The sequence below is a fragment of the Mycobacterium sp. genome (assembly GCF_040509115.1).
Lineage (GTDB): Bacteria > Actinomycetota > Actinomycetes > Mycobacteriales > Mycobacteriaceae > Mycobacterium.
Genome location: NZ_JBEVLO010000387.1, coordinates 1 through 25,989 on the forward strand (window position 1 = coordinate 1; position 25,989 = coordinate 25,989).

27 protein-coding genes are annotated in these 25,989 nt (G+C 64.5%); 13 read left to right on the forward strand and 14 right to left on the reverse strand.

Going from position 1 to position 25,989, the window contains the following annotated elements; genetic code table 11:
* Positions 1-107 precede the first annotated feature (107 nt).
* The gene (locus tag ABW137_RS26545; protein ID WP_526404452.1) at positions 108-578 is read left to right on the forward strand and encodes a hypothetical protein; all 471 of its coding nucleotides are present in this window, start codon (positions 108-110) and stop codon (positions 576-578) included.
* A gap of 140 nt (positions 579-718) precedes the next feature.
* Here ABW137_RS26545 and ABW137_RS26550 read toward each other — a convergent pair whose 3' ends face one another.
* Positions 719-1,723 (reverse strand): zinc-binding dehydrogenase, encoded by a 1,005-nt coding sequence (locus ABW137_RS26550; RefSeq protein ID WP_526404453.1) that lies wholly within the window; start codon positions 1,721-1,723, stop codon positions 719-721.
* Between the two features lie 225 nt (positions 1,724-1,948).
* Here ABW137_RS26550 and ABW137_RS26555 point away from each other — a divergent pair, with 225 nt between their 5' ends.
* The 3 genes from ABW137_RS26555 (at position 1,949) to ABW137_RS26565 (ending at position 4,756) form a co-directional block, all read left to right on the forward strand.
* The gene (locus ABW137_RS26555; RefSeq protein WP_526404454.1) at positions 1,949-2,560 is read left to right on the forward strand and encodes a TetR/AcrR family transcriptional regulator; all 612 of its coding nucleotides are present in this window, start codon (positions 1,949-1,951) and stop codon (positions 2,558-2,560) included.
* Positions 2,561-2,854: 294 nt separating this feature from the next.
* Complete coding sequence (locus ABW137_RS26560; protein WP_526404489.1) at positions 2,855-3,712, forward strand: LLM class F420-dependent oxidoreductase; 858 nt, start codon at positions 2,855-2,857, stop codon at positions 3,710-3,712.
* 225 nt (positions 3,713-3,937) lie between these two features.
* Entirely contained in the window at positions 3,938-4,756 is an 819-nt protein-coding gene (locus tag ABW137_RS26565) for an LLM class F420-dependent oxidoreductase (RefSeq protein ID WP_526404455.1), read from the forward strand.
* A gap of 136 nt (positions 4,757-4,892) precedes the next feature.
* Here the strand turns inward: ABW137_RS26565 and ABW137_RS26570 are convergent, their stop codons facing one another.
* The 3 genes from ABW137_RS26570 to ABW137_RS26580 all read right to left on the reverse strand — a co-directional run bounded on the left by ABW137_RS26570 (position 4,893) and on the right by ABW137_RS26580 (position 7,846).
* On the reverse strand, positions 4,893-5,255 hold the full coding sequence (locus ABW137_RS26570; protein WP_526404456.1) for a winged helix-turn-helix transcriptional regulator: 363 nt from the start codon (positions 5,253-5,255) through the stop codon (positions 4,893-4,895).
* Between the two features lie 305 nt (positions 5,256-5,560).
* Positions 5,561-6,493, reverse strand: a complete 933-nt coding sequence (locus ABW137_RS26575) for an SDR family oxidoreductase (RefSeq protein WP_526404457.1) — start codon at positions 6,491-6,493, stop codon at positions 5,561-5,563.
* A gap of 108 nt (positions 6,494-6,601) precedes the next feature.
* Complete coding sequence (locus tag ABW137_RS26580) at positions 6,602-7,846, reverse strand: amidohydrolase family protein (protein WP_526404458.1); 1,245 nt, start codon at positions 7,844-7,846, stop codon at positions 6,602-6,604.
* 141 nt (positions 7,847-7,987) lie between these two features.
* Between ABW137_RS26580 and ABW137_RS26585 the strand changes: the two genes are divergently transcribed.
* Complete coding sequence (locus tag ABW137_RS26585; protein ID WP_526404459.1) at positions 7,988-8,368, forward strand: winged helix-turn-helix transcriptional regulator; 381 nt, start codon at positions 7,988-7,990, stop codon at positions 8,366-8,368.
* An 86-nt stretch (positions 8,369-8,454) separates the two neighbouring features.
* A complete protein-coding gene (locus ABW137_RS26590; protein ID WP_526404460.1) occupies positions 8,455-9,021 on the forward strand; it encodes a dihydrofolate reductase family protein in 567 nt (188 codons plus the stop codon).
* A gap of 72 nt (positions 9,022-9,093) precedes the next feature.
* Here the strand turns inward: ABW137_RS26590 and ABW137_RS26595 are convergent, their stop codons facing one another.
* On the reverse strand, positions 9,094-9,948 hold the full coding sequence (locus ABW137_RS26595; RefSeq protein WP_526404461.1) for an MmyB family transcriptional regulator: 855 nt from the start codon (positions 9,946-9,948) through the stop codon (positions 9,094-9,096).
* A gap of 119 nt (positions 9,949-10,067) precedes the next feature.
* On the opposite strand from ABW137_RS26595, the gene ABW137_RS26600 reads away from it, so the two are divergent.
* Positions 10,068-10,562, forward strand: a complete 495-nt coding sequence (locus ABW137_RS26600; protein WP_526404462.1) for a nitroreductase family deazaflavin-dependent oxidoreductase — start codon at positions 10,068-10,070, stop codon at positions 10,560-10,562.
* A gap of 158 nt (positions 10,563-10,720) precedes the next feature.
* Here ABW137_RS26600 and ABW137_RS26605 read toward each other — a convergent pair whose 3' ends face one another.
* The 5 genes from ABW137_RS26605 to ABW137_RS26625 all read right to left on the reverse strand — a co-directional run bounded on the left by ABW137_RS26605 (position 10,721) and on the right by ABW137_RS26625 (position 17,150).
* On the reverse strand, positions 10,721-12,052 hold the full coding sequence (locus tag ABW137_RS26605; RefSeq protein WP_526404463.1) for an MFS transporter: 1,332 nt from the start codon (positions 12,050-12,052) through the stop codon (positions 10,721-10,723).
* A 148-nt stretch (positions 12,053-12,200) separates the two neighbouring features.
* Positions 12,201-13,370 carry an acyl-CoA dehydrogenase family protein gene (locus ABW137_RS26610; RefSeq protein WP_526404464.1) on the reverse strand — a complete coding sequence of 390 codons (1,170 nt, stop codon included), beginning with the start codon at positions 13,368-13,370 and terminating at the stop codon, positions 12,201-12,203.
* Positions 13,371-13,425: 55 nt separating this feature from the next.
* Positions 13,426-14,184 carry an enoyl-CoA hydratase/isomerase family protein gene (locus tag ABW137_RS26615; RefSeq protein ID WP_526404465.1) on the reverse strand — a complete coding sequence of 253 codons (759 nt, stop codon included), beginning with the start codon at positions 14,182-14,184 and terminating at the stop codon, positions 13,426-13,428.
* 78 nt (positions 14,185-14,262) lie between these two features.
* Positions 14,263-15,894: a long-chain-fatty-acid--CoA ligase gene (locus tag ABW137_RS26620; protein ID WP_526404466.1), complete on the reverse strand. Its 1,632-nt coding sequence runs from the start codon at positions 15,892-15,894 to the stop codon at positions 14,263-14,265.
* A gap of 68 nt (positions 15,895-15,962) precedes the next feature.
* Positions 15,963-17,150 (reverse strand): thiolase family protein, encoded by a 1,188-nt coding sequence (locus ABW137_RS26625; protein ID WP_526404467.1) that lies wholly within the window; start codon positions 17,148-17,150, stop codon positions 15,963-15,965.
* 266 nt (positions 17,151-17,416) lie between these two features.
* Here ABW137_RS26625 and ABW137_RS26630 point away from each other — a divergent pair, with 266 nt between their 5' ends.
* Positions 17,417-18,061, forward strand: a complete 645-nt coding sequence (locus ABW137_RS26630; RefSeq protein ID WP_526404468.1) for a TetR/AcrR family transcriptional regulator — start codon at positions 17,417-17,419, stop codon at positions 18,059-18,061.
* 198 nt (positions 18,062-18,259) lie between these two features.
* Here ABW137_RS26630 and ABW137_RS26635 read toward each other — a convergent pair whose 3' ends face one another.
* On the reverse strand, positions 18,260-18,640 hold the full coding sequence (locus tag ABW137_RS26635; RefSeq protein ID WP_526404469.1) for a winged helix-turn-helix transcriptional regulator: 381 nt from the start codon (positions 18,638-18,640) through the stop codon (positions 18,260-18,262).
* Between the two features lie 70 nt (positions 18,641-18,710).
* Here ABW137_RS26635 and ABW137_RS26640 point away from each other — a divergent pair, with 70 nt between their 5' ends.
* Positions 18,711-19,637 (forward strand): NADP-dependent oxidoreductase, encoded by a 927-nt coding sequence (locus tag ABW137_RS26640; RefSeq protein ID WP_526404470.1) that lies wholly within the window; start codon positions 18,711-18,713, stop codon positions 19,635-19,637.
* 108 nt (positions 19,638-19,745) lie between these two features.
* A complete protein-coding gene (locus ABW137_RS26645) occupies positions 19,746-20,159 on the forward strand; it encodes a hypothetical protein (protein ID WP_526404471.1) in 414 nt (137 codons plus the stop codon).
* Positions 20,160-20,186: 27 nt separating this feature from the next.
* Here ABW137_RS26645 and ABW137_RS26650 read toward each other — a convergent pair whose 3' ends face one another.
* The gene (locus ABW137_RS26650; protein WP_526404472.1) at positions 20,187-21,356 is read right to left on the reverse strand and encodes an FAD-dependent oxidoreductase; all 1,170 of its coding nucleotides are present in this window, start codon (positions 21,354-21,356) and stop codon (positions 20,187-20,189) included.
* A 147-nt stretch (positions 21,357-21,503) separates the two neighbouring features.
* Positions 21,504-22,280, reverse strand: a complete 777-nt coding sequence (locus tag ABW137_RS26655) for an AraC family transcriptional regulator (RefSeq protein WP_526404473.1) — start codon at positions 22,278-22,280, stop codon at positions 21,504-21,506.
* Positions 22,281-22,458: 178 nt separating this feature from the next.
* Here ABW137_RS26655 and ABW137_RS26660 point away from each other — a divergent pair, with 178 nt between their 5' ends.
* The 3 genes from ABW137_RS26660 to ABW137_RS26670 all read left to right on the forward strand — a co-directional run bounded on the left by ABW137_RS26660 (position 22,459) and on the right by ABW137_RS26670 (position 25,458).
* Entirely contained in the window at positions 22,459-23,013 is a 555-nt protein-coding gene (locus ABW137_RS26660) for a hypothetical protein (protein ID WP_526404474.1), read from the forward strand.
* Between the two features lie 79 nt (positions 23,014-23,092).
* Positions 23,093-24,706 (forward strand): alkaline phosphatase D family protein, encoded by a 1,614-nt coding sequence (locus tag ABW137_RS26665; protein ID WP_526404475.1) that lies wholly within the window; start codon positions 23,093-23,095, stop codon positions 24,704-24,706.
* 140 nt (positions 24,707-24,846) lie between these two features.
* On the forward strand, positions 24,847-25,458 hold the full coding sequence (locus ABW137_RS26670) for an FKBP-type peptidyl-prolyl cis-trans isomerase (protein WP_526404476.1): 612 nt from the start codon (positions 24,847-24,849) through the stop codon (positions 25,456-25,458).
* Here ABW137_RS26670 and ABW137_RS26675 read toward each other — a convergent pair.
* Positions 25,455-25,970 (reverse strand): hypothetical protein, encoded by a 516-nt coding sequence (locus tag ABW137_RS26675; RefSeq protein ID WP_526404477.1) that lies wholly within the window; start codon positions 25,968-25,970, stop codon positions 25,455-25,457. The genes ABW137_RS26670 and ABW137_RS26675 overlap by 4 nt on opposite strands.
* Positions 25,971-25,989: the final 19 nt, after the last annotated feature.

Below are 25,989 nucleotides of genomic sequence, written 5' to 3' on the forward strand. Positions count from 1 at the left end.
TGGGAACCCCTCTGCCACCGGCCCCCGATAAAGAAATGAGCCACATCATCACAACCGCAGATGCACGGGACCAATCCGACACCACGACCACCGACACCAACGCCGACTTGGAGGTCGACCACGCCGCATTGGATGAGCCGCGCGGCAAGTGGCAGGCCGCACAGGAAGCTGCGACCCAGGCCGAGCATCAGCTCGCGCTCGTGCTGGAACGGCTCGATGACAATGCCGAACGTCGCAGCGCAGACGAGGCCGCACTGCAAGCGGCAATCGAGCAGCAAGCCGAACTCAAGCGTTCGATCAAGACGGCCGCCGACCAGCGGGAAACGCTGCGCAAGGCGCGAAGCAAGGCCCAACGCGAAGTGGAAGAGGCGCGCAAGCGGGCCCAAGCCGCTGAGGCGAACTACGACGAGGCCCTACTCGTGGAGGTGCTGGCCGCGCAGAAGAGCAAGGATCTGGCTGCGTCCGATGGCCAGGCACAAGCAGTCCATGACGACACCGATGCCGTGGCGGCACCCGTCGCGCAGTCCACTGCTCAGATGACGGCCGCAGCCGTGACGGCTCGCAACGCGGGCGCTTAGCTCCCCACCTCCTGCGCTGCAGAGCGATGGCCGAAGGCCCAGGTCAGTACCGCGCTGACCTGGGCACTTTCGGTGAAGCCGACGTCACGCCGGTCATGGCCATCCTCGGCTTCGCCGCGCGCATGCCCCAGGTGTGTGTCTCAATAGCGAGTGGCAAGGATCGTCTTGCCGATCGCAGTGCGGTCCTCCAACGCGGCGTGCGCTCTAGCCGCCTGCGTCAGAGGCACGCGGCTGAGCACGGGGCACGCAGCGCCCTCAGCAGCCGCGGCGAACGCACGCTGAAGAAGTATCGACCGCTCTGCCGGCCCGGGCGATGGAAGGTCGAACAGGCCGGTGACGGTGACGTCCCTTCGGCGCGCTTCGTCCCGACTCAGCTCGGCGAACTCTCCCCCTCCAGTGCCATAACTGATCACCCGTGCGCCGTCGGCGGCGAGCGTGAAACCCGTGCGGCCGAGGTCGGCGCCCGCCCCGTCGAAGACGACGGTCGGGCCGTCCGTGAACGCTGCATGCACGTGGTCGGGCCAATCGGGCTCACCGTAGTCAACGACGGCAGCCGCGCCCAGCTCGCGCAACGCCGCCATCTTCGCCGCTCCGCGCGCCGCGGCGACGACGGGAACGCCGCGACCGGTAAGGAACTGGACGAGCAGCGTTCCGGCCGCGCCAGCGGCGGCAAGCACCAAGACGCGGTCGTCGATGGTCGGCGCGGCGAGGTCGAGTAGCAGCTGGGTCGTCGGGCCATCGAAGAACAGCGACGTCGCGACATCGAGGTCGAGACCGTCCGGCACCGTGTTCAGCGCTCGCTCGTCGACCAGCGCCAACTCGGCGTAACCGCCGGTGGGTGCCGCCGACCTGCCGTCCGCATCGTGCCGGCCGGTTCCACCGACAGCGCGCCTGCCCACCCATGCGGCGTCACCGCCTGGCCCTACGGCCCGCACGACGCCGCCAACTGCGCCCCCGGGGACATATGGCGGGGCCACGTTGAAAACTTCGGCAAACCTACCGGCGCGGATCAAGCGATCCAGGGTGCCGACATCGCTGAACTCGACTTCGACGAGCACCTGGCCCACGCCCGGCTCAGGATCCGGCTCATCCTGCAAGAGCAGGACCTCCGGGCCGCCGAACTCCGTCACTACCATCGCCTGCATGGCCAACCTTTCCGACACGGGGGCAGAGGGAAACACGATCGGAGAACGGCTTGCGTTGTCTCCCTTGGGCGCTCGATGACCGTGACTTGATGCCGAGCCACCGCAGCCAGACTGCGGTGCAGGTGCAGCAGAGCTCGGCCCCGAGACAGGCGCGCAATCCGATACCCAAAATTATACTCGGTATAACTTTCTGTCAACAAACTTATACCGGGTACAAATGACACCATGGGAGAACGTCGCGCCGCGAAGAAGCTCGAGACCCGACAGCGGATCTCCGACGTGGCTACCGCCTTGTTCCTGGCGCGCGGGTTCGAAGCCGTCACGCTCGACGATGTGGCGGCGGAGGCGAAGGTATCGAGGATGACGGTCTTCAACTACTTTCCGCGCAAAGAGGATCTGATGCTCGATCGGCAAGACGACCTGAAGATGGTCCTCCTTCGCGATGCCGTCCGCATGCGCCCCGACGGCCAATCGCCCGTCGATGCCCTCCGCGTCCTGGTGAGCGACCTACGCGCGCAAGAACATCCATTCACACGCGTCGACCGAGAGACCGTGGACTGGTGGCGATTCATCGCATCGAGCCCATCGCTGCAAGCACGGCTGCACGAACTTTACGATGACGCTGCCGAAGGACTCGCACTCGAACTCGGCGGTCCGATTCCGGACAGTCGCGCCCGGCTCGCGGCCGGCGCCATCGTGCTCACGGTTCGCACCGCTCGAGAAGAAACGGTCCGCGCATTTGACCAGGGGGCATCCGATGGCGGCGTGACCGCCGCATTCTTCTCGGTATTCGAGCAAGGCTTCGACGCGGTAGAACGACTGATCGAACGCCAGTGACCGGGGCGGCACATCGTTCCGAAGGCTGATGGCTTACCGAGCGCGGCTGCTAGCCCGACGTTGGAAGCCGTGAGTTCACGCCCCGACTCATCATCGAGCGATGCGTAGTCAGCGAAAAGCCCGAGCTCACGGACACTTACGGAAAAGTAGGTACTTGTCGTGAGGAAGGAACTGGGTGTTTCCTCAGTTGGAGCCAGACGTCGCGGTCAGCCAGAACGCGGCACGCGCTCGGCGCAATCGACATCGAATCAGTGCGCCAATCAGGCGATCACGAAGGCGAGAGGACGGCACAGAATGCCTAGCACTGGTGATCCGGGCGTCACCACACCTGGATTCACGGGAAGAACAAGCCGACGAGCACGGATAGGCGTGCACGTGTGGCAGGGCGGGGCCCCGGACTACCAATCTTGGCGTCGAGCCGTACTCCACGCCGAAGAGCTCGGAGCGGACGTCATCTTCGGCTACGACCACTTCCACAAGCCATTTGTCGACATCATCGACGGGATACCGCATCTGGATGAGGAACAACCGGATGTGAACAATTTCGAGGGCTGGATGGCTCTGGCTTCGTGGGGCGAGATCACGACACGTGCTGAGATTGGCCTGTTGGTCACTGGAATCCCTTATCGAAACCCCGATCTGCTTGCGGACATGGCTCGCACGGTGGACCACATCAGCGGCGGCCGTCTGATACTGGGCGTTGGAGCTGGATGGTATGCCAAGGACTTCGAGGTCTACGGATATGAATACGGCACGACGAAGTCTCGCTTCGATCTATTCGACCAGTCGCTCCTCCGGATCGAGGAGCGTATGAAAGAGTTGATTCCCGCGCCCACCCGCCACATTCCCGTTCTCATCGGCGGCGGCGGCGAGCGACGAACTCTGCCGGCAGTCGCACGTCACGCTGACATCTGGCACAGCTTTGAACCACTCGGTGAGTTTCGTCGGAAGAATGATTCGCTCAAGCGACTGGCAGACGAATTTGGACGCGACGAACAGAAGATCGAGCGCTCGGTCCCGTGGACCGATCAGGCTACCGCTGATGCATACGTCGCGGAAGGTGTGACGTTGTTCACCACCGAGATCCATCCGGACGAAAATGGCTATGACTTCGGTCATTTGGAACAGATGCTCTCCTGGCGCGACCGCTGAGGTCTAGCAGAAGCCATGGTTGATGACGCACACGTAGGGCTCCCGAACGGCGTCTGCGTTTCGCCGCGGCGGCTTGAGGGCCTCGGCCTGCCCACGTAGCTTCGCCATCCGAAATCCCCTGTCGTATTACGACACAACCCGCGTTGATACGGGCGCCAGGCGCCCAAACCGCGGTTCAACCCGGTGCGCCCAACCAAAACAGTGCCCATCCGCAGAAGGATAGAAATGACCCGACCAATCCGCATCGGTGTGCAGCTCCAACCCGGCAACACACCTGATTACGCCAGTTGGCGCAGTGCAGTGCTGCGCGCTGAAGAAATGGGTGCCGACCTGATTCTTGGGTACGACCATTTTCACCTGCCGTTGTTCCACGACATCGTCAACGGCGTGCCGGTGCTCGACGCGAATCAACCCGACGTCAACAACTTTGAGGGATGGACTGCGCTCGCGTCGTGGGGCGAGATAACGCAGAGAGCTGAACTTGGTCTGCTGGTCTCGGGAATGGGCTACCGCAACCCGGACCTCTTGGCTGATATGGCTCGCACCGTGGATCACATCACAGGTGGTCGACTCATCCTCGGACTTGGCGCGGGCTGGTACGAACGGGATTACACCTCCTACGGATACGAATTTGGCACCTGGAAGACACGTTTCGATTCGTTCGATGACGGCCTGCAGCGTGTGAATAATCGGCTGACTCAATTGGTGCCACCACCCGTCCGTAAAATCCCCATCCTGATCGGCGGATCGGGCGTGAAGCGAACCCTGCCAGCGGTAGCTCGCCATGCCGATATTTGGCATACCAACCTTGACGTCGAGGGGTTCAGATCCGCCAGTGCTCAGCTCGACCAAATGGCCGAGACCCTTGGTCGATCCGGCGAGGACATCGAGCGCTCCGTAACGTGGTGGGGCACCGGCAGCATCGATGATTTCCTCAACGTCGGCGCAACTACGCTGATGACTGAAATCCATCCAACTCCTGACCGCGGATACGACTTCAGCACTCTCGAGGGAATGATTCTCTGGCGTGACCGCTACCGCTGAGCGTCATTGACAGCCATCTTCAGTTACCTGCCGTGTGCCCGCGAAACCACTGGAGTCACCAGGTCATGCTCAACGGCAGCGCCGCGGACCAGCGACCAAGTGAGAGACAATTTCGACCACGTGACGCGGTGCGATATCACCGCAATGCGGTTTGCGCGCCCCGGATGTCGATCTGCTCCATGTGGGTGTAACCCCATTGGCATAACGGGGTCAGTGCTGTTGCCAACGTGGTACCAGATGGAGTCAACGAGTACTCAACGTGCGGTGGCACGCTCTGGTAATCCTTGCGGATGACGATCCCATCTGCTTCGAGTTCTTTCAGGGCACCAATCAATACCTTCTCGCTGACACCCTCGACACTGCGGCGCAGTTGTCCGAAGCGTTGCGGGCCCTGGACTGCGAGTTGCCACAAAATCAGGAACTTCCACCGGCCGCCAACGATTGAGAGCGCCGCATCTAGCCCGCAGTAGAACTCCCTCTGCATCCTGTCGTTCGCCATCAGCATCCCCAATTCAATTCTTCTCGCAGCAAACTATCTATACCCGTAGCCAACTCGTGCGATTCTACCGCATCACCGCGAAAGATCCGGTGAGACAGAATGGTTACCTGTCAATTCTGAGTGCAGCCCTCCGAAACGGCGTATTCCCAGCTTTCCCTGGACTATCGTCAGCAACTTGACGATGGTCGTCGAACCTCGCACCATGTCCGGTCGCAGCGACCCACGGCTGGTCCGCTCGAAGAGCGACTCGGGCGAGAGCCGAGCGTCGGTCATCGGCATCCTGGTCGAGGGACAAGCCCGCCTCGTCAGGCTCCGTCGGCGCTTTGGGCGGCGTTTGTATCCAGCCCACCGTGGCAGGCTGCATCGGCGCGGTCGTTCGTCCCCTGAAACCACTGGGGGGCGTGGCCTTGCTCTGCATGGTCGGTCGAACAGGCCAGTTCCCGTTGCGCATGGAGCTGGGCCAGGCGAGTAGTAAGTGTCTGCGTGATGTGCAAATAGCTGTCGCTACCCAGGACCAAGCGCAGAGGGGCGGGGTCCTGCTCCACGCTGGCGATCATGGCGTCGACCATCTTGGCCGGGTCGCCCGGCGAGAGAATCGACTTGTCCTCGACGATGTGATTGATTCTGCGGGAAGGTGAGGCGTCGTATGCGGGGATGCGGGTCCCAACGATTGCGCTTCGGTTGCGGAAGCCGGTACGCGCGGAGCCGGGCTCGACGATCGTGCAACCGATCCCGAACACAGCTACCTCCTGCGCGACCGTCTCGAGGAAGCCTTCGATGCCCCACTTCGTCGCGTGATAAAGCGAACCGCCAGGGATCGCCACTTGACCTCCGAGACTTGAGATCTGAAGGATGCGGCCACCGCCTTGCGCGCGCATGTGGGGAAGGGCCGCTCGCACGAGTTGAATCGATCCGAGCAGGTTGGTGTCGATCTGGTGGCGGATCTGTGCGTCGGTTACCTCCTCGGCGGCGCCCAGCAGGCCGTAGCCGGCGTTGCTGACCACTACGTCGATGCGTTCCATGGCGGCCCATGCATCGTCGACCGTCGGCGTTATCGCGCCGGTATGAGTCAGATCCAGGGCGGCGAGCCACAGCTGATCGGGGTACTGCGACTTGAGGTCATCGGCGGCCGATAGATCGCGGAGGGTGCCTGCGACGCGATCACCCGCTGCGAGCAGCGTTTCCGCCATCCCGCGCCCGAAGCCGCTGCTTATGCCGGTAATGAACCAGGTTCTCACTGAGGAACTTCTCCTTGATGCGACTAAGTCGTCAGATGGACGTTACGTCAGACGGACGGTTTATCGATGGTGTCGAGGATGCGAGCCGTGCGTAGCGGCCATGGCTGGCTAGCGCTTGTCGACGACGACTTCGCCGTTCAGGATCGTCATGGCGAGTTTGCGCAGATTGCTGATGTCCTGGGTTGGATCAGCGGTGAGAACGATCAGGTCCGCGCGCATGCCGGGCGCCACCGTGCCGAGATCGGGTCGCACGCAGTGGCGCGCCGCGGTGCTGGTGGCGGCGGCAAGCGACTGGACGGGCGTCATCCCCGCTGCGACCATCAGCTCGGCTTCCTCCACCGTGTTCGCTCCGAATAGGCCCCTGCCGCAAAAGGTGTCGCTACCCAGTGCAATGTTCACGCCGGCATCGGCGACCATCTTGACGTTGCCTCGCGCATCCGGGTGGCTCGCGTCGTGAATCCAGAGGGTAGGTGTGTAGGTGATGTCGCGCTCGAGCATCAGATCGATGAGCGAATGATCGGTGATGGCCTCGACCGTGACACCGTGCTCCAGGCCGTCTGCACCGGCCTCGATCGCTTCGCGCGCCGCGACCTGCTGGGCGGTGTGAACGGTCACCCTGAGTCCTCGCTCGTGCCCCGTTTCAACACCCGCCCTAAGGAGGTCGAGGGGCAGCCGCTGAATCTCGACGGCGGCAGGAAACGCGGCGTTGTGCCAGAGGTACTTTGGTGAGCCTGCACACGTGCACGCGCCCTCCGAAAGAAGTTTGATCGCGTCAACCTTCTGGTCGGCTAGGCGGTGCACCAGATCGCGCATCTGCGTGACACTTTCGACCTCACCGGTGAATCGTGCACGTGCCCAGGGATTGCCACCGAAGATCGTGGCGGCGGGATGGCCGTCGCGTCCGGTGATACCGCAACCGGTCGCCAGGAGCCGCGGGCCCCGGAGTGCTCCCGCGGCGATCTTCGCTCGCGTGTCCAATATCGCGTCGGTCGGATCCCCCACCGACTTGATGGTGGTGATCCCATGCTCAAGGAAAAGGGCGAGCCGTCCGGGAAGCTCGCCCTCCTCGAAGATCCGCATCGATTCCGGATCGGACACCGCACGGACGTCGTAGAAGTGAAGGTGCGTGTCGATCAGGCCCGGCATCACCCAACCCTCAGCCGCGTCGACCTCTCGTCTGCCCCTCAGTGGTTCCACTGAGACGGTGGCGATCTGTCCCCCACTGATGGCAACGTCACGTAGCCCGACGTGCGCTGCGTGGCCGTCGAAGACGTGAGCGCGGTGGATTACGAGGTCATGGGGTGCGGGATCGCCAACCTCGGTCCTTGCGATCACCTCGGGTTCGTGAGCCATCGTCCCATTCCTGATCGGGCGGCATCCGACGGCGCCAGGTAACGCTCGGCGCGAAGTGATGCCTTGGTGGTAGTAATTACCAACTAGGTTACATATTATTACCAGGGATGCAAATGTCCTGATGCTCGTATCCTGAGAGGCGTGACCGAGACTCAGCTCCCGCTGACTTCCTGCTCGTACACCGAGAAGGTCTTCGGCTTGCTCGGCAAGCGCTGGACAGGGCTGCTCATTGACCTGCTACTCCAACGCCCAGCCCGCTTCAACGAGTTGCACGCTGCGCTGCCCACCCTGTCCAAACGGGTCATGAGCGAGCGACTTACCGAGCTTCTGAGCCTCGGTTTGGTCGAACGAGACGTAGACCCCGGGCCGCCGATCACCGCGACCTACCGACTCACTGAACGGGGCCGAGAACTCGGCCCCGCCATGGATGCGTTGCGGGTATGGGCCGGCGCACCGGTCGACGAACAGGGCCGACCCATCCCACCTGGTTCAAGTGGCGACCGGGCGGACCAAGAGCTTTGAGCCCTTCGTCCGGCATGTCCCTGCCGCCGGCCGCGTGGGGCAGCGGCGTCGCGATGAGTTCTGCCCCGCGGTGAAGTCTGATCGGCATGGGCAGACTCATCTATGGATTCACCGTGTCGGTGGACGGTTACATCGCCGACGCACGAGGCAGCATCGACTGGTCCGATCCGAGCGAAGAACTGCACCAATACTGGAACGACTTCGAGCGCGAGACCGCCCTATCGTTCTACGGGCGGCGGCTCTACGAACTGATGTCCGGGTACTGGCCGACCGCCGACGAGGCGCCGGACGCCACCCCTATGATCGTCGACTTCGCGCACATCTGGCGCGACATGCCCAAGGTCGTGTTCTCGCGCACGCTGGAGTCCGTCGACTGGAATTCCCGCCTGGAACGCGGCGACCCGGTCGAGGTGGTCACGAAGCTGAAAGCCGAAACCGACGGCAGGCTCGAGGTGGCCGGTGCGACGCTGGCCGCACCGATCGTCCAGGCCGGACTGGTGGACGAGTACCGGATCGTGGTCGCGCCCACCGCCGTAGGCGGCGGCACGCCGTTCTTCCCGACTCTGCCGTCATGGATCTCGTTGCGTTTGTTGGAGAATCGCACCTTCCCTGGCGGCACGGTCCTGCTGCGCTACGAGTCGAAACGCGACTGACCGGACATACATACCGAGGGGCTCGGGTGCCCGCGTGGCAGGACGCCAAGGACTCGCTCACCCAAGGACGGTCTACCGGCGATCGCCCGTCGCTCGTCGGCGATGTGTCGCGATCATCGAGCCGAGCAGGTCGACCGCGTGGGCCGACGGGGATCCCGGTGCAGGCGTGTAGGTGACGAGGGTCTGGTTCGGCGTCGCAAGGGTTCTCCACGCGATGAAGTCGAGGTCGATGTCTCCGACCTCGGGATGGCGCAGCTGCGTCATCCCCGTCGACTTCTCGTGAACGTGGTGCTGGTTCCAGTAGTGCCGGAAGGTGGAACTGTGCACGGACAACTCGCCCACGAGCGCCGTCAATTCGGGATCGTCGGGGTTGCGGCCCGCTGCCATCCGGAGCATGCCGACGGTGTCACGTGCGGACGCCTCCCAATTGCGGTGCCTGTCCGCAAGATCGGCGTCCCGGAACAGCAGCCACGCCGTGTTCTGCTCCCGAACGGGTCGACCACCGAAGTCGATGAATACCGCACAGGCGAGGTCGTTCCATCCGATGACCTGTGTGCTGGCCGTCATCACGAGTGCGGGCACCGTCAGAGTGTCGACGAGCGCGCGGGTCGAGGCGCTGAGGCGATCCCTCGTCACGCGTGGTCGCCGGTGGGGCGGATGGGCGAGGTGGCGGAGATGCTCGCGCTGGGGTTCGTCGAGCAGCAGTGCCGCTGCTATCGCCTCGAGGACCGATTCCGACGGCCGGCCGCCGCGGCCCTGCTCAAGCCGAACGTAGTAGTCGGTGGACAACCCGACCAGGGCGGCGACTTCTTCGCGCCGCAGCCCAGGCACTCGGCGTCGCGCGCCGGTGTCCGGGATCCCGGCTGCGGCAGGAGACACTGCTGCCCTGCGAGCCTGCAGGAACGCGCCAAACTCGGAGTTGCTCACACCTCCATCATCCTGCACCGGGTTCGGGTCGACCATGGGTCTGTCGGTACCCCGGTTCAACGTCCCCTGGTCGCGCCCGGGTCTGGATCGGGTTGGGCGGGCGCGCTGACAATGGCGTCATGACGAACGACGACCGGACACTCGACGAGCCACCCTCGTCTCGCATCCCTCCGATCCCCACGCACGCCGAGGCCCAGTCGAATCCGGAGATCCTACGGGCCTTCAATGCTGCAGTCGTCGAGGAGTTTCGGTCCAACGGCGGAAGAGTCGGTGGTCCGTTCGCGGACTCCGATGTCGCGCTCCTGACGATGACGGGCGCCAAATCTGGCCAACTCCGTCAGACTCCACTGGAATACTTCACCGTTGGCGACCGGATTCTCATTGTCGGCACCAAGGGTGGAGCTCCCCGCAATCCGACGTGGGTGCACAATCTTCGTGCCAATTCCGCGGCGCACGTCGATATCGGCGTCGAGTCTTATGACGTTGAAGCACAAGAGATTACGGGCGACGAGCGTGACGCCCTGTACACGAAGATAGTGCAGCTTTGTCCGCGCATAGAGACCTATCCGAAGCCCGACCGGGTCATCCCACTCTTTGAGCTCCGAAGAATCTAGGCAGCCGCACGTGTTCGAGATGCGGCACAGTGCAACAGTGCCACCGCAGCGGAAGTCGTGATCCGTAGAGACGATGAAACGAATTGGGACCAATCGGATTGGCATATCCCCACGCACCAGCCTGTCGTCGATCGCGACGTCCGACCGCCATACCGAGATTAGGTTCGCGCGATTCGCGGGGCCGGCTCGTGTGCCTCCTGGATGGGTGCGATGTCGGACCAGCGGGTCTCGGGCAGGAATCGCCACAGCAGTGCCGTGCACACCACCGCCACCGCGACCATGTACACCGCGGGCAGGCCTGGCCCCTGGGTGGCCAGGGCAGCCGCGATGAGGGGGCCTGGTCCGGCGATCAGGGAGGCGGCGAGGTTGTATCCGATCGCGCTGCCCGTTGATCGAATCTGGGCAGGGAACAGTTCGATGAACATGACCGTGGTGGTCGAGATGTGCATGGCCAGGAAAAGTCCGAAGAGGACGATCCCGAGCAATGCCGCCGCTGGGTTTCCCGTCAGCATGAGAAGAAACGCCGGCACGGAAGCGGCGGCCAGCCCGGCACCTCCGAGCAGCGACACCGGCCGACGACCGACCCTATCTGAGAGCAGGCCCATGGTGGGGCAGAGCACGGCGTAGATCAGTGCACCCACCGCGACCACCTCCAGCGCGGTCGGCCGCGGCATCTTCGCTTCGACGATCAGGTAGGTGGGGACGTAGGCGGCGAGGTAATAGAAGCCCAGGACAGTGATCGCTGAGAGGGCGAACGAGATCGCGAGGCTCTTTCGGTTGTTCCGGCCGACCTGGCGGATCGGCGAATCGGTGACGGCTCCTTGCGCCTTCAGTTCCTGGAACACCTCGGTGTCCGCGAGTTTGGTGCGCAGGTAGAGCCCAACGAAGGTGAGGGGGAAGGCTGCGAGGAAGGGAATGCGCCATCCCCAGCTGGAAACGTCGTCGGGGCTCATGACGGTCTGAACGACGAGTGCTGTGACAGCTCCCGCCGCCACGGCCAGCGCTCCGGTGAAGGGCACAACGCTTGCGGTCAGGCCGCGCCGGTGGGGCGCCGAATTCTCGACGAGAAATGCCGTCGACCCGGTGTACTCCCCACCGGCGGAAAACCCCTGAAGGCAGCGCAAGACAACCAGCAGCAGGGGGGCAAGGATGCCAATCTGCTGGTAGGTCGGGAGAAGCGCGATGAGTGTCGTTGCGCCACCCATCATGACGACCGAGAGTACGAGGGCGAACCGACGCCCGCGTCGATCACCGATCGCGCCGATGAAGAACCCACCGACCGGGCGCATGAGAAACGCCACACCGTAGACCGCGAGCGCGGCCAGCAGCGACGCGGTGGGGTTCGAGCTCGGGAAGAAGTTCGAGCCGATCACCGTGGCGAAGAATCCGTAGATGGCGAAGTCGTACCACTCCATGAAGTTGCCGATGCCGACCGCAACGATCTGGCGCGTGCGGCCCGTGCTCGGCTTGGGCCGGGGTTCGTGGTTCATCTGGGTTTCACCGTTCTGCGAAATCTGCTGTTGGCGGCGCGATTCGGCGCCAATGTTGTGGTGGGGGTAGCTGCATACCCGATTCGGGGTGGGATCGCCTTCGCGGTCCGACAACGCGTACGAGATGGCCGTTTGGCGTCCGGACGCTTCAGCGAAATGCCGGATGGCCTGTGAGCGCTTGCCCGATGATCAGCTGGTGGACTTCCGAAGTGCCCTCGTAGGTCAGCACTGACTCTAGGTTGTTCGCGTGTCTGAGCGGGGAGTAGTCCAACGTAATTCCGTTGGCGGCGAGGATGGTTCGACATTGGCGGGCGATCGTCAATGCCTCGCGTACATTGTTCAATTTCCCAATGCTCACCTGCTCGGGGCGCAACTGACCCGCGTCCTTCAATCGTCCCAGGTGCAGGGCGAGCACCATTCCCTTTCCGAGTTCGCAAGCCATGTCTGCGAGTTTGAGCTGAGTGGCTTGATAGCCAGCGAGCGGCTTGCCGAAGATCGCACGATCACGGGCGTACGCGATCGTGGTCTCAAGGCAATCCCGTGCCGCTCCCAGTGCCCCAAAGACAATGCCGAATCGCGCCTCGTTCAGGCACGCCAGAGGGCCCGACAACCCCTTGGCACCTGGGAGCATCGCAGACTCGGGAAGTCGCACGTCGTCGAGCACGAGCTGACTGGTCGTCGAGGCGCGCAGAGAGAGCTTTTCCGGGATTTCCCTGGCCGAGAATCCCGGGACGTCCGTCGGCACCACGAACCCCCGGATGTGGCCATCGGTGTGGGCCCAGACGATGGAAACATCGGCCACGGAACCGTTGGTGATCCACATCTTCGTGCCGTGCAGAACCCAGTCGTTGCCATCGCGTCGCGCATTGGTACGCATGCCGGCGGGGTCGGAGCCGAAATCGGGTTCCGTCAGCCCGAAACAGCCGATCGCATCTCCTGCCGCCATGGGCGCGAGCCACTGCTGTTTGTGCTCCTCCGAGCCCCATCGCCACAGCGCGTACATCGCCAGTGATCCCTGCACTGAAACGAGACTGCGTACGCCAGAATCGATTGCCTCCAGTTCGAGGCATGCCAATCCATATGCGGTCGAGCTATTTCCGGCGCAGCCGTAGCCCTCGAGGTGCATTCCGAGAACGCCGAGTTTACCCAGTTCCTTGGCGAGCTCGCGTGTGGGAATGACACCGGAGTCATACCAGTCGTTGATGAATGGGTGGATGCGGACTTGGCTGAACTCGCGGACGTGGTCTCGGATTGCCCGCTCCTCGGCGCCGAGGAGGCTGTCGACGTCGAACAGCTCGAATGTCGTCTGGGCGTTCATTGCAGGGTGTCCTTCGTGGGCGCCGACACTTCGGTGTGCGGTCTGGATCTCGACATCAACGGGCCTGCCATTCGGGGAGGCGCTTCTGCAGGAATGCGTGTGTGCCCTCGGTGAAGTCTTCGGTGTTGCGGATCATCGACATGCTTTCTTCGGCAATGACTTTGGCTCGCTCAGCGTCGGTGCTGAGGCCTTCGAGGAGGACGCGACGGGTTTCCCGCACGGCAAGTGGGGCGTTGGCGCAGATCCGATTTGCGAGGGCTGTCGCGGCAGCCATGAGTTCGCCCGGCTCGACCACCGTATTCACTAGGCCGAGCTGATGGGCGCGTTCGGCGTCGATCGGGTCACCGGTGATCGCCATTTCCATCGCGACGTTCTTCGGAATCGATCTGGGCAGGTGGAAGAGTCCACCTGCCGCGGCCACCATGGAGCGTTTGACCTCGGAGAGGCCGAAGGCGGCGGTCGCTGATGCGACGACGAGGTCGCAGGCCAGCACGATTTCACACCCGCCCGCGAGTGCTGGACCATTTACCGCGGCGATCAGAGGCTTCGTCCGGGTGCGCGCTACGAGACCGGCGAAACCGCCGCGCTCGGTCTTGGCGGGGCCGCCTCCGTTGGCCAATGCCTTGATATTCGCGCCGGAGCAGAAGACGCTCCCTACCCCGGTGATGATCGTCGCCCAGATCGAGTCGTCGCTTTCGATGATGTCAAGGGACTCTTCGATCACTTCCGCGTCGACGCGATCGATGGCGTTGCGAATCTCGGGGCGATCGAGGGTCAGGATCGCAATACGGTCACGCTTCGTCAGCTGAACCATCAGTGCTCACTTTCGTTCTTTCATAGGCGTTGATCGGAGTCCTCGGCAGCGCGGGTACTCCCCCTGCAAAGTGGTTCTTCAGGGCCGAACCTGGTCGGCGAAGCGCAGTCGCAGCGCCTTCTTGTCGATCTTTCCAACCGGAGTCACGGGAAGTGCTGGCACAACGTGGATCTCGTCTGGAAGCCAGAACTTCAGCACTCGAGGGCGTAACCAATCGAGAAGCTCGTCCGGTTGGACGAGGCCGCCTTCGGTGGAGGTAACGATCGCTATCGGCCGTTCATCCCACCGCTCGGAGGGAACGCCGATGACCGCGACCAACTCCACACCAGGGTGTGTTTGCAGAGCCGTCTCGAGTTCAATGGTGGGAATCCATTCCCCGCCGGACTTGATCAGGTCTTTGAGACGGTCCCGGAGACGAACGTAGCCATTCGGATCGATACTGGCCGCATCACCGGTCCGGAACCATTGATCCGAGGTCGTCGAACCACTGCGGCCGTTGTCTCCGCGGTAGCGGGCGGTCACCCACGGTCCGCGGCACTGCAATTCGCCGATGGCGACACCATCCCAAGGGAGCTCCTCGACGGTGTCCTCCTCGACGATTCGGAATTCGATGCCTGGTATGGGGACACCCTGGGATGAGGTGACCAGCGACTGCGCGTGTTCGTCGTGATGGTCGACGTGAGGACGGGTTCGTGCCATCGAGGCGAATGCGCCGGTCTCGGTCATGCCCCAGACCTGCATGATCGGTTCCCCGGTCAGCTCGCGGCAGAGGTCCGTCAGCCGCGCGGGCACGGCGCTGCCGCCCGAACACAGCATTCGAAGGTGCGAGGTGTCACGTCCACGCAGCTCGGGCAACACTCGCGACCACACCGCGGGCACTGCGGCGGATACGGTCACCCCGCATCTCTCCACGAGGTCGGCGACGGCGGGCCCGGAGTTGTCCGGGCCGGAGAGGACGATGTCGGCTCCCGCGGCCACCGCTGCGTAGCCGAGATCCCAGGCGTTTGCGTGGAAGAAGGGAACCAATGGGAGAACGGTGTCCCCTTCGCCGATCGCCGTCGTATCCGCCTGCAGAAGTGCCATGGCGTGCAGCCACTGTGATCGGTGGGAGTAGACGACGCCCTTGGGATTTCCCGTGGTGCCGCTCGTGTAGCAGACCGATGCGGCGAGTGTCTCGTCTTCGACGTGGAGTTCGGATTCCGCCGCCGCGCTCAGGAGGTCGTCGTAGTCGGACACCAGAATGTGGTTGGGGATCTCCACATCTGGGTTCACGCGATCAGTGCCGTCGTCGATCACGACGAGTCGACGAACGGTCTTGAACGAGCCGAGCTGTGGCGCCAGCCGAGACAACAGTGACCGGTCGACGAAGATCACGTCGTCTTCTGCGTCGTTGACGATGTAGCTCAGCTGGTCCGCCGGGAGCCGAACGTTTAGTGGGTGGAAGACGCGGCCCGAGCCCGGTACCGCGAAGCTGATCTCTAGGTGACTCGTGCTGTTGCAGGCGAAGGTCGCCACTCGGGCACCGGGTTGCAGTTGCATGCCGTCCAGTGCGCCCACTAGCCGCCTGGTCCGTGCGGCCCATTCGGCATAGGTGGTGACTGTCAACCCCTTTGGCCCCGACGAGTAGATCCGCTTCTGCCCGAAAGGGCGATGCGCCCGCCGGAACAGGAGGTCCACGGTCAGCGGGACCTCCTGCATCGTGTGCTCCATGCGAGGCATCGTCACTCCGGTCTGTTGTCCGCTATCTGCACTGGCGCTCATGACGGCCGCGTCGGTCACTACGCGGCTTCGATCAGGACGGCATCCGTCTGCCCGAAGCCGCCACAGATGGCGGCCACCGCCCACTTTCCGCCACTGCGCTTGAGCTGACGACCCGCGGTGAGAACGAGGCGAGCGCCGCTCGCTCCGGTGGGGTGGCCGATGGCGACGGCGCCACCGTTGATGTTGGTGCGAGCCGCCAACCGTCGCTCCAGCGCCTTGTCGCCGTCCGCCAGCGTCTTGACGCTGACTACGGCGGTGGCTGCGTATGCCTCGTTGATTTCGACAACGTCGACGTCGCGGGGGGTGAGGCCAGCCTCGTTCAGAATCCGGCCGATGGCGAGGCCGGGCAGGTACACCGACGAGGTGGGCCCGCCCGCGATCTGGAGATATGAGTGGACCCTTGCAAGCGGAGTCGCGCCGGTGTCGGCCAGGGCCGCGTGCCCGGACAAGATCAGGGCGACCGCGCCATCGTTGAGTCCGGGTGCGTTGCCCGCTGTTACTGTCGGCCCGCCGTAGACCGGCTTGAGCCGGGCGAGTTTCTCACGGGTGGTGTCCGAGCGAGGCTGCTCATCGATGCCCAATTCGCCGTCGGGAGTGGCGATGTTCGTGATTTCGTCGTCGAAGAAGCCGTCGGACAACGCTTGGAAGTACCGTTCATGGCTTTGCAATGCCCATGCGTCTTGCGCTTCGCGGGTCACCCCGCGACTGAGCGCCTCCTCACCGGCCGACCGCGCGATGGATTGGCCCGCGGCGAGGGGGTTGCGCAGCATGAGCAGATCCTCGACGGTGAGGTCGCCTCGCTTGGATCCCCAGCGGGTCTCGTGCAGCAGTCGCGGTGTCTGGCTCATCGATTCCAGTCCAATCGCCAGGGTCGCGGCAGCCCCACCACGGATGGCTCGCCAACCCAACCCCACGCTCGTCACGCCGGAACAGCACGCGCGGTCATGGGTCAGGGTGGGCAGGGTTTCGGGCAGTCCAGCGGCCGAGGCAATTTGGCGTGCGGGAACCATCAGGCCGCCTTCGATCATGGCCATCCCCACGTTCATCTCCGACATGGTTTCGATGGGCCAATCCGCGCGTTTGAGGACCGCCTGCAACGTTTGCGCGGCGAGGTCCACCGCGGAGACGTCGCGCAGTCCCCCTCCGAATTTGCCGAACGGCGATCGGATTCCATCGACGATCCAGACGCCCTGGGTGGCAGACATCACGCACTCTCCTAAAATGAAACTGATGTCACCTTTTCTACCGGCTTGGATGTCTCATCGTCAATAGGCGCACCCGGTCAATCTCGACAGCGTCAGGTGCTTGCCTAAAGACGGCGCAGCCTCCCGAGGGTGGGCGGGAGGCCTTGGCGCGGCCTGGACATCGCGAATTGAGCCCGTTCACCGTCGACGCTGACTCGCAGGTCGCGCAGGAGTCGATATAGTGAACCTGAAATCAGTTTCTGAAGGTGCTCGTGGGGAGAGGACTAGTGACTCCGCATCTGACTTCTACGTCCAAGCCCAGCTTGCGATCGGCGCCGACCAAGAAGGGACAGCTGACCCGGGCGCGGATCCTGGACGCGGGGCGCGACGTGCTTGCCGACCGCGGATACTTCGGCGCCACCGTCGGGGAGATCGCCGAACGCAGCGGTCTTGCCCTTGGCAGCACATACCGCTACTTCAACAACAAAGATGAACTCTTCCTCGAGCTGCTGGAAGAACTAGTCGAGGCGCTTTACACGTCGGTGAGCGGGTCCTGGATCAAAGGCAAGGAGCTCGAATCGCTCCGCGAATCATCGCGCCGCTACCTAAAGACATACCGCGCGAACCGGCATTTGATCGCGGGCCTGCTCGAGATGTCAGCAGCCGTACCGGAATGTGCCGACCTGTGGTGGAACCTCAGGGAGAAGACATTTGGGCGAAAATCCGTCTATCTACAGCGAGTCGACTCCGACGGCTCGTTGAATCCCGAATACGCCGCGGCAGCCCTGGGCACGATGGTGGAGCAACTTGCCTACCACTGGTACATCGAGTCCGAGAAGCGCGGAGCCACGGTGCCCAGCCTGGACGAAGCCGCTCAGACGGTCAGCCTGATCTGGTATCGGGCGATCTACGCCCATCGGGCGGACCGATAACCAAACGCTCAAGCGGACGTGTGATTCCCTCCGCGCAGCCAACGTCCAGCACCGCACCAGATTCGCTGCGCAGCAGCGCATTTCGCTCAGCCGTCTCAGCGCCGTCAACTCCGTTCGCAACGGCGAGATGTCGTGGTTGCACCTCGACCCGCCAGTCGACCTTGTCCCAACGCCGACGATTCCCGCCGCGGTGGCAACTCAGCCGTGCCTGCCAACCGGCTCCGAGTTCGCGTCGAGCGCATCGAGAACCGCGTCGCCGTTCGCCCTCGCCCACTCGGTCAATACGTGGATCGGATCGATCAGCGTCTCTCCGAGCGGCGTGAGCTCGTACTCGACACGGGGCGGTACCTCGGCATAGGCGTGGCGACGGACGAGTCCGTGCGACTCCAGCCGTCGAAGCGTCTGTGTAAGCACCTTGCGGGAGATGCCGCCGATCAGCTCGATCAGCTCGCCGTGGCGCACCGGCCCCTCGCTGAGACCGGAGAGCACTACGGCGGTCCACTTGTCGGCGATCAGCTCGACCGTCAGACGACCCGGGCAGTCGGCGAGAAAGGCGTCACGGGGACCGGAGTCACTCATGCCGCCAAGGTACCTGCCGGTTCCCATCGGAAACATAGCCTGGGTCCTCTCCCCCAACGTTAGGAGAGTCATGCGAGTCATCACCCAGCAGACGCTCGGCGGACCCGAGGTCCTCACCATCGTGAACGCGCCTGCGCCCCAGCCCTTGCCGACCGAGGTACTCATCCGCGTCAAGGCGATCGGGCTGAACCCGTTGGAGGCGCGGCTGCGCGCAGGCGAGTTCCCACTGCTCGACAAGCCGCCGTTCATCCTCGGCTGGGATGTTAGCGGCGTGGTCGAAGAGGCAAGCACTTGGCGGTTCAGGCCGGGCGACGAGGTATTCGGAATGCCGTTATTCCCCCGGGCGGCCAACGCGTATGCCGAATTCGTGTCTGCTCCCGCTTTGCACCTGGCGCGCAAGCCGGCCTCGCTCTCGCACGTCGAGGCTTCGGCACTGCCGGTCGTCGGGCTGACGGCCTGGCAGGGCCTCGTCGACCTCGGCGGCGTGACCGCGGGCGACCGGGTCCTGATCCACGGCGGTGGCGGCGGGGTCGGTCACGTCGCGATCCAGATCGCGAAAGCCCTTGGTGCACATGTGATCGCCACCGCCAGCGCAAGCAAGCGGGTGTTCGTCGACGGGCTCGGCGCCGACGAGGTGATCGACTACGCGGCGGTCGACTTCGCCGAGACGGTCCGCGACATCGACGTCGTGCTCGACACGCTCGGCGGCGACACCGTCGAGCGGTCTCTCGGGGTGCTACGCCCAGGGGGCCACCTAGTCACGGCGGTCGCCGAGCAGGATTCGGAGCTCGCCGCCAAGTTCGAGGCGGCCGGTATGCGCTTCAGTGGCATCGCGGTCGACCCGGATCCGGTCGCCCTGCGACGGCTCGTCGAACTCGTCGAACAGGGCACGCTGCGGGTCCACGTGCAGGAGACGTTCCCGTTCGAGCGCGTCGCCGACGCACACCGGCTGCTCGACGGCGGTCACCTCCAGGGCAAGCTCGTCCTCACCGTCTAACTCCGGCATCTCCAAGGACACTCCCGGCCAAGGAGGAATTTGGGATCGGTAGACGCCGGAGCCCGGTCTACTTCTGAGCACCACACGGCAAGAGAAGGAGACCTAGTCATGACCCTGGCATCTCGGACGGCATCTCGGACGGCATCTCGGACGAAGCGCGCGGCCGCTGCCGCGCTGCTGGCAGGAGCAGGCGCACTCGCCAGCGTGGTGCTCACGCCAGCGACCGCGCACGCCGATCCGGGCAGGGCCACCGGGCCGTTCACCTGGTGCCCCGGCCAATATCAGGGATTCGCCGGTGCGGGGTCGGGCCGCCCCAACTGGGATTGGAACGTCTGCCACACCTACTGGTGGGTGTACGGCGAGCCGGGTGGCAACGTCGCCGACAGCGTTTGGGAAGGCGCTCTACCACCGGCGGAGATTCCGTTGGAGAACCTGACCAGGCCGCCATTCAACTGCGGCTTGTTCTTCTGCCAAGACCCCGGCGGTCGATACACCGTCGACCCACGACTCGCGGCCCCTTGAGCCGCGATCCCCCGCATCAGCGGAGGCTCAACTACTCGCGACGCTGGCGACCGTCATCCGATCGAGTTCCGCCCGGGCCAGCTGCCTGCGGAATTCATCTGCGTAGCGCGCATCGCCCGCGTCGTGCATGACATTGGTGATCCAGACCGCTTGGATCTGCGCATCCCAAACGTGGTGCAGGCAGGTGTCGGAGTAGCTGTCGAGCTGACTCGAATCACGCTGTTGGACATGGTGTATGACAGCTCGCGCGAGCACCTCGGCGTCGTAGAGCGCAAGGCTCATCCCCTTCGCACTCATGGGCGACACCAGATGAGCCGCGTCCCCGAGGAGAAAAAGCGAGCCGTAGCGCATCGGGCTGTGGACCACACTGCGCAGCGGCACGACTTGCTTGTCGGTTATCGGCCCCGTCGTCGCCATCGGCTCGCCGAAGCGCGCGCCCATTTCGCTCCAGATCCGTTCGTCGGGCCACTGATCCGGGGTGTCGGTCAGCGGGCACTGCAGATAGAAGCGACTCGTCGTGGGCCCGCGGGTGATCTGGGCGGCGAAACCCCGTGAATGCACGGCCATCACCGCTGGCGGATCGGCTGGCACCTCGGCCAGGAACGAGAGCCAGGCGTACCCGTGCTCGCGGGAGTAGCAGGTCATCGCGCCTGCGGGGATGGACGACCGGCTGATCCCGCGGTAACCGTCGCAACCGGCGACGAAGTCGGCGTGGATCACCGTGGTGGCGCCTGCGCCATCCCGGTAGCGGACCGCAGGCCGCTCCGAGTCGATGCCCTCCAGGGCGACGTCCACGCCGAAACGCAGGTCTCCGCCACCGCCCAGGAACACCTCGATGAGGTTCCGCACCAACACCTGTTGCGGGCAGAAGACTCCGGGCTCGTCGTCCATGAAGTCCGTGGCGTTCCACATCCGCGTCTGCCCGTCGACACGCAGCGGCATGCCTTCGGAGCCGACGTCGTCGTGTGCGATTCCGGCTTCGAGGACCTGCCCCATGCCCCATTCGCGGAACATGCGGACGCCGCGACCGTCAAGTGAGCCGGCCCGCTGGCGCTGCTCGACGTGATCACGGGTGTTCTTCTCCAACACGACGCAGTCAATGCCATTGCGCAGAAGGAAGTTACCGAGGGTCAGCCCGGCGACTCCGGCGCCGATGACGACCACGGCGGTGTCTTGATCTTGGTCTGTGTAGTTCACGTGTGTTCGACACTCCAGCTCGACAAGCGGGCGCCCCGGGTGGGCACAGCCGCTAGTAATCAACCCTGGACTCGCGATCGGTTGCTGCCCACCGATAACTGGCCAGCACATACCGGAAAGTCGCCAACTTCGATCCGCGATCGGCGATCACTTGCCCGTGACGTCCAACGCGGCCTGGTAACGCCCCGGAGTCTGACCCACGACCGCGGTGAACGCGTCGATGAAACTCGTGGAGTTCGACCAGCCGCACTCGATCGCGGTGTCGGTCACCGACCGGCCGTTGGTGAGGTGAACCAGGGCGTGGTGGATGCGCAGAATGGTCCGCCAGCGGATGAAACTCATGCCGAGCTCCTCTCCGAAGAGGCGGCTCAGGGTGCGCGCGCTGGCCCCGGTGCTGCGGCCGAGTTCGGTCAGCGTCGTGGTCTGCCCGGGATCGGCGCGCAACAGATCGGTGACGGCGCGCAGCCGGTCGTCGCGGGGCTCGGGCAGATGCAACGACTGATCCGGCGCCTCGATGAGCTCGTCGATCACGACGGCGCGCAGATGCTCGATGGTTTCGGCGCGCCGTCCGTTGCGATCGGTGAGCGCCAGAAGTACCTCCCGCAGAAGAGGACTGACGGTGAAGACGCTCGGGTGTGCGATCAATGCCGCGCACGACTCGGCCGGGATCACGATGAGGCGCACATCGGTGAGCCCGTAGAACCGGTGAGAATGCTCGAATCCCGGCGGGGTCCACGTCACCCGGCTGGCAGGCGCGACCCACGTGCCGCGCTCCGTGGTGGTCGCCAGAACACCCGAGGCGGCATACACCAGCTGCCCGTGAATGTGGGAGTGGACATCCATGTGGAAGCCATGGTCAAGCCAGCCGGCGCCATGGACCGCCTCCATCGGTGATGCCGGCGCCGCTTGGTCACTGTTGCCCATTACAGACGACCTTATCGCCGGCACGTCACCAAAAGCGTCCCTCTGCACGCCGCACCGACCTCGATGGCGGCTAGCACTACCCGCGAAGGTCACGGCAGCGCCGTAGTCCGGGGTCCCGTCGACGGGGCATGCTCGGGTGCGTCGGATCACCTCATCAGCACAGAAACAGGAGAAATGAATGGGTAGCACAGTCCGCGAGGATCTGGTTCTCTCGCACGCCGTGGTCACCGCCGACGTGGATGCGTCTTTCGATCACGTCGACATCGCTCAATGGCTGAAAACCCTTCCTACGCATGAGTATCAGCGCTGCGCGCCCGGTGACCACAAGGCCGCAGGCTACACGGTCGATGACGACGGGACGCCGATGTCGATCAACGTGGAGATGATCGGGACGGGCCTGGTGATCCAGCAATACCGCTTCGATGTGGCTCAGCCGCACTACTGCAGGATGGTGTCACTGTCGGACGTCCTGACGCCATCGGGATGGACGACGACGCAAGTGATTTGGGAACTCCGCATGGAGCAGCTCGACGGGCACCGGTGCCGCTACACCAATACGGTCACGTCGCACCCCACCGAGGACTTCTTGAAGTTCATCGGCGAGCACGGACAGACGTTCGACGAGGCGGCCAAGGCCCGGCAAGAGTCCTCGGGACGGCACTGCCAGATCGAAACACCGTTGTACGCGCAGAGCATCGCCCGCTGGGCGGCTACCCCCACTCCACCCCGTTAACCAGCGCGCTACCTGCTGGTCGCTTCGTTCCTCGACGCCGTTAATCGTCGCGTAGCCGAGGGGCAGCAAGCTGGCCGGCATGGCTCCCCTCGATCACCGGCCCACGGTCCCCCGCCGCACCCTTCTGCGCGGCTCACTGGCAGGCGTGCTACTCATTCCCGCGGCGGCGGCGCTGGGGGCCTGCGGCAGTTCTGGCAACGGCAGTCAGCCGACGAGCACGGGCCTGATCGCCAACCGTCCCCGCCTGACCCACGGAGTCGCCAGCGGCGACCCTCGGCCCGACGGCGCTCTGGTGTGGGCCCGCTCTGATTCCCCTGCCCGCATGATCGTCGAAACCGCTTCCAGCGAGTCGTTTTCGAGTCCGACCCGCTTCGATGGACCGCAGTTGACCCCGGCGTCCGATGGCACCGGTCGGTTGCGCATCACCGGCCTCGAGCCGGGACAGACGGTGCACTACCGCGTGACCCTCGAGGGGGAGGACGGTGCCACGTCGGAACCCGTGGCCGGTGTCTTCAAAACCGTTCCCGCACAACCGCTGGACGTCAAGTTCGTCTGGTCTGGCGACGTCGTCGGCCAGGGCTGGGGAATCAACCGGCAGGGCGGGATGGCGGTCTTCGGCGCCATGGCCGACCGCCACCCGGACTTCTTCGTGCACTCCGGCGATGCGATCTACGCCGACGGCCCGGTGCCAGAGACCCAGCAGCAGAACAACGGCGACACGTACTCGAACGTCACCTCACGAGGCAAGGATCACGTGGCCCAGACGCTCGAGGACTTCCGCAGCAACTACGCCTACAACCTCACCGACGAGCACTACCGCCGGTTCAATGCCACCGTCCCGCAGGTGATCCAGTGGGACGACCACGAAGTGACGAACAATTGGTTTCCCGGTGAGTCACTCGCCGGCCAGAACCGCAAGGGCTACACCCAGGACGACGTCGACGAGCTTGCCGGCTACGGGTATCAGGCGTGGCGCGAGTGGCAGCCCGTCGACCCGTCCGAGGCGGCGGACGGGCGGCTATACCGCAAGGTCTCCTACGGCCCACTGCTCGACGTCTTCGTACTGGACATGCGGACCTTCAAGAACCCGAACCCGCAGGCGTGGGCACAGTCCGACGACGGTGGGATCCTCGGGCACGAGCAGACCCAGTGGCTCATCGACGGCCTCAAGCAGTCGAAGGCCGTGTGGAAGGTGGTCGCCAACGACTTGCCGATCAGCATCGTCGTACCGGACAAGGCGTCGAATCCGCCCGACGGTCCTGCCTCCATGGAGGCAGTCGCACAGGGCGACGACGGGCGGCCGCTGGGGCGCGAGATCGCCTTCTCCCGCATCCTGTCCGAAGTCAAGGACGTTCGAGACGTCGTCTTCATCACGGCTGACGTGCATTACACGGCGGCGATCTCCTACCACCCTGAGCAGGCGCAATTCAGCAACTTTGCGCCGTTCTGGGAGTTCGTGTCAGGGCCGCTCAACGCCGGCGCATTCCCGCAGAGCCCGCTCGACGGCACGTTCGGCGCGCGGTACGAGTTCGTCCACGCCCCCGACAAGGAGAACACCTCCCCAGCCGAGGGGTTCCAGCACTTCGGCGAGGTCACCATCGACTCCGATTCGAGGGTGCTGACGGTCAATCTGTGCGATGCGTCGGGAACGTCGTTGTACACCAAGGAGTTGGCGCCTCAGCAACACCCGTGAGGCGACACGCGCGACGTCCGACACGAGCGCACCACGCCGTTGATCGAGCCGGACCTGCGACATGGCGCCTCGATCTGGCGGCCCCCGACATCATCGAGTGACCGTCGGGGCGGTTGGACCAGCGCTGTAGCGTGGCGGCCGTGAACTCATCTCGTGTTTCTGCTTCCGCCGTGTTCGCGGCCTGTGCCGCTCCCCTCGTCATGATGCTCGCCGGGTGCGGCTCCGATGCCGAGGCCGCACCGAACTCGTCCGTCGTCGCCGAGCCTGCCGAGTCCCCCGTGGCCGGTGCCGCGTCCTGCCCGACGACGCCGCCTGCGACGGCCGGCGCGCCCGAGTGGACGCTGCCAGGAACCAGCGGGAGCGTCGCGGTGACCGGGTCGACGGACACCGCTGCGCCCCTGGTCAAGGTCGAGGGACCGTTCAGCGTCGCCGAGACGCAGGTCCACACGTTGCAGGCCGGGACTGGGCCGGTCGTCGCGCCGACGGCGACGGTGTCCGTCTGCTACGAGGGCGTCAACGGTCGTGACGGGTCGATCTTCGACAGCAGCTACCAGCGGGGCGAGCCCGCGGAGTTCCCCCTGGACCGGGTGGTGCCTGGGTTCCAGAAGGCGATCGCCGGACAGACCGTGGGATCGACCGTCGCCGTCGCGATGAGCTCCGCCGACGGTTACCCCGACGGCCAGCCCAGCGCAGGCATCCTGCCCGGTGACACCCTGGTCTTCGCGATCAAGGTTCTAGGCGTGACGGGCTAACAGGTCACTTTGCCCAGCGAAGTGGGGCCGGCCGGGTCGCCGACGGTGCTGTAGAGCACCGCGGGTAGTCCGCGGTAGCGCATGTTCACCGTGTCGTCGGGCACCCGGTCGGGAAAGGCGATCACGAGGTTGTCGTAGAAGGACGTGTTGGCCGGACACTTGGAGTCGACGGTCGCAGGTTGCGGCTCGTCGGCATGGATGACGGCCTGGAACGAAACTTGGTATCCGGCTGCGCAATTCGGTTCGCAGACGCGGTAGCTGTAGGTGCCCGTGCCCTCGGCGCCTGCCGGCCCCCACGACGTCCACGCCAGATGCGTCAACTCCTTGGATCCGTCCGCACACGTCTGGATGATCACCTGATCGGGCCTCTCGACGGGTGGCGCGCCGGCCCCGTAGCAGGCGGGCAGCGCATACATCGCGGGTTCTGCCGTCGCGGTGCCTGCGGCCAGACCGGCCCCAGCACAGACGCTTGCGAACGTGGCGATCACGACGTGCGAGACGGTGCGGGTCATACCGGAAGGATAAGCGGAT

Bases quoted from the DNA above. Each gene is read 5' to 3' on its own strand.
- ABW137_RS26550 (WP_526404453.1), bottom strand. From the start codon at position 1,723: ATGCAGGCGATGGTAGTGACGGAGTTCGGCGGCCCGGAGGTCCTGCTC.
- ABW137_RS26555 (WP_526404454.1), top strand. From the start codon at position 1,949: ATGGGAGAACGTCGCGCCGCGAAGAAGCTCGAGACCCGACAGCGGATC.
- ABW137_RS26560 (WP_526404489.1), top strand. From the start codon at position 2,855: ATGCCTAGCACTGGTGATCCGGGCGTCACCACACCTGGATTCACGGGA.
- ABW137_RS26565 (WP_526404455.1), top strand. From the start codon at position 3,938: ATGACCCGACCAATCCGCATCGGTGTGCAGCTCCAACCCGGCAACACA.
- ABW137_RS26570 (WP_526404456.1), bottom strand. From the start codon at position 5,255: ATGGCGAACGACAGGATGCAGAGGGAGTTCTACTGCGGGCTAGATGCG.
- ABW137_RS26580 (WP_526404458.1), bottom strand. From the start codon at position 7,846: ATGGCTCACGAACCCGAGGTGATCGCAAGGACCGAGGTTGGCGATCCC.
- ABW137_RS26590 (WP_526404460.1), top strand. From the start codon at position 8,455: ATGGGCAGACTCATCTATGGATTCACCGTGTCGGTGGACGGTTACATC.
- ABW137_RS26600 (WP_526404462.1), top strand. From the start codon at position 10,068: ATGACGAACGACGACCGGACACTCGACGAGCCACCCTCGTCTCGCATC.
- ABW137_RS26605 (WP_526404463.1), bottom strand. From the start codon at position 12,052: ATGAACCACGAACCCCGGCCCAAGCCGAGCACGGGCCGCACGCGCCAG.
- ABW137_RS26610 (WP_526404464.1), bottom strand. From the start codon at position 13,370: ATGAACGCCCAGACGACATTCGAGCTGTTCGACGTCGACAGCCTCCTC.
- ABW137_RS26615 (WP_526404465.1), bottom strand. From the start codon at position 14,184: ATGGTTCAGCTGACGAAGCGTGACCGTATTGCGATCCTGACCCTCGAT.
- ABW137_RS26620 (WP_526404466.1), bottom strand. From the start codon at position 15,894: ATGGAGCACACGATGCAGGAGGTCCCGCTGACCGTGGACCTCCTGTTC.
- ABW137_RS26625 (WP_526404467.1), bottom strand. From the start codon at position 17,150: ATGTCTGCCACCCAGGGCGTCTGGATCGTCGATGGAATCCGATCGCCG.
- ABW137_RS26635 (WP_526404469.1), bottom strand. From the start codon at position 18,640: ATGAGTGACTCCGGTCCCCGTGACGCCTTTCTCGCCGACTGCCCGGGT.
- ABW137_RS26640 (WP_526404470.1), top strand. From the start codon at position 18,711: ATGCGAGTCATCACCCAGCAGACGCTCGGCGGACCCGAGGTCCTCACC.
- ABW137_RS26645 (WP_526404471.1), top strand. From the start codon at position 19,746: ATGACCCTGGCATCTCGGACGGCATCTCGGACGGCATCTCGGACGAAG.
- ABW137_RS26655 (WP_526404473.1), bottom strand. From the start codon at position 22,280: ATGGGCAACAGTGACCAAGCGGCGCCGGCATCACCGATGGAGGCGGTC.
- ABW137_RS26660 (WP_526404474.1), top strand. From the start codon at position 22,459: ATGGGTAGCACAGTCCGCGAGGATCTGGTTCTCTCGCACGCCGTGGTC.
- ABW137_RS26665 (WP_526404475.1), top strand. From the start codon at position 23,093: ATGGCTCCCCTCGATCACCGGCCCACGGTCCCCCGCCGCACCCTTCTG.
- ABW137_RS26675 (WP_526404477.1), bottom strand. From the start codon at position 25,970: ATGACCCGCACCGTCTCGCACGTCGTGATCGCCACGTTCGCAAGCGTC.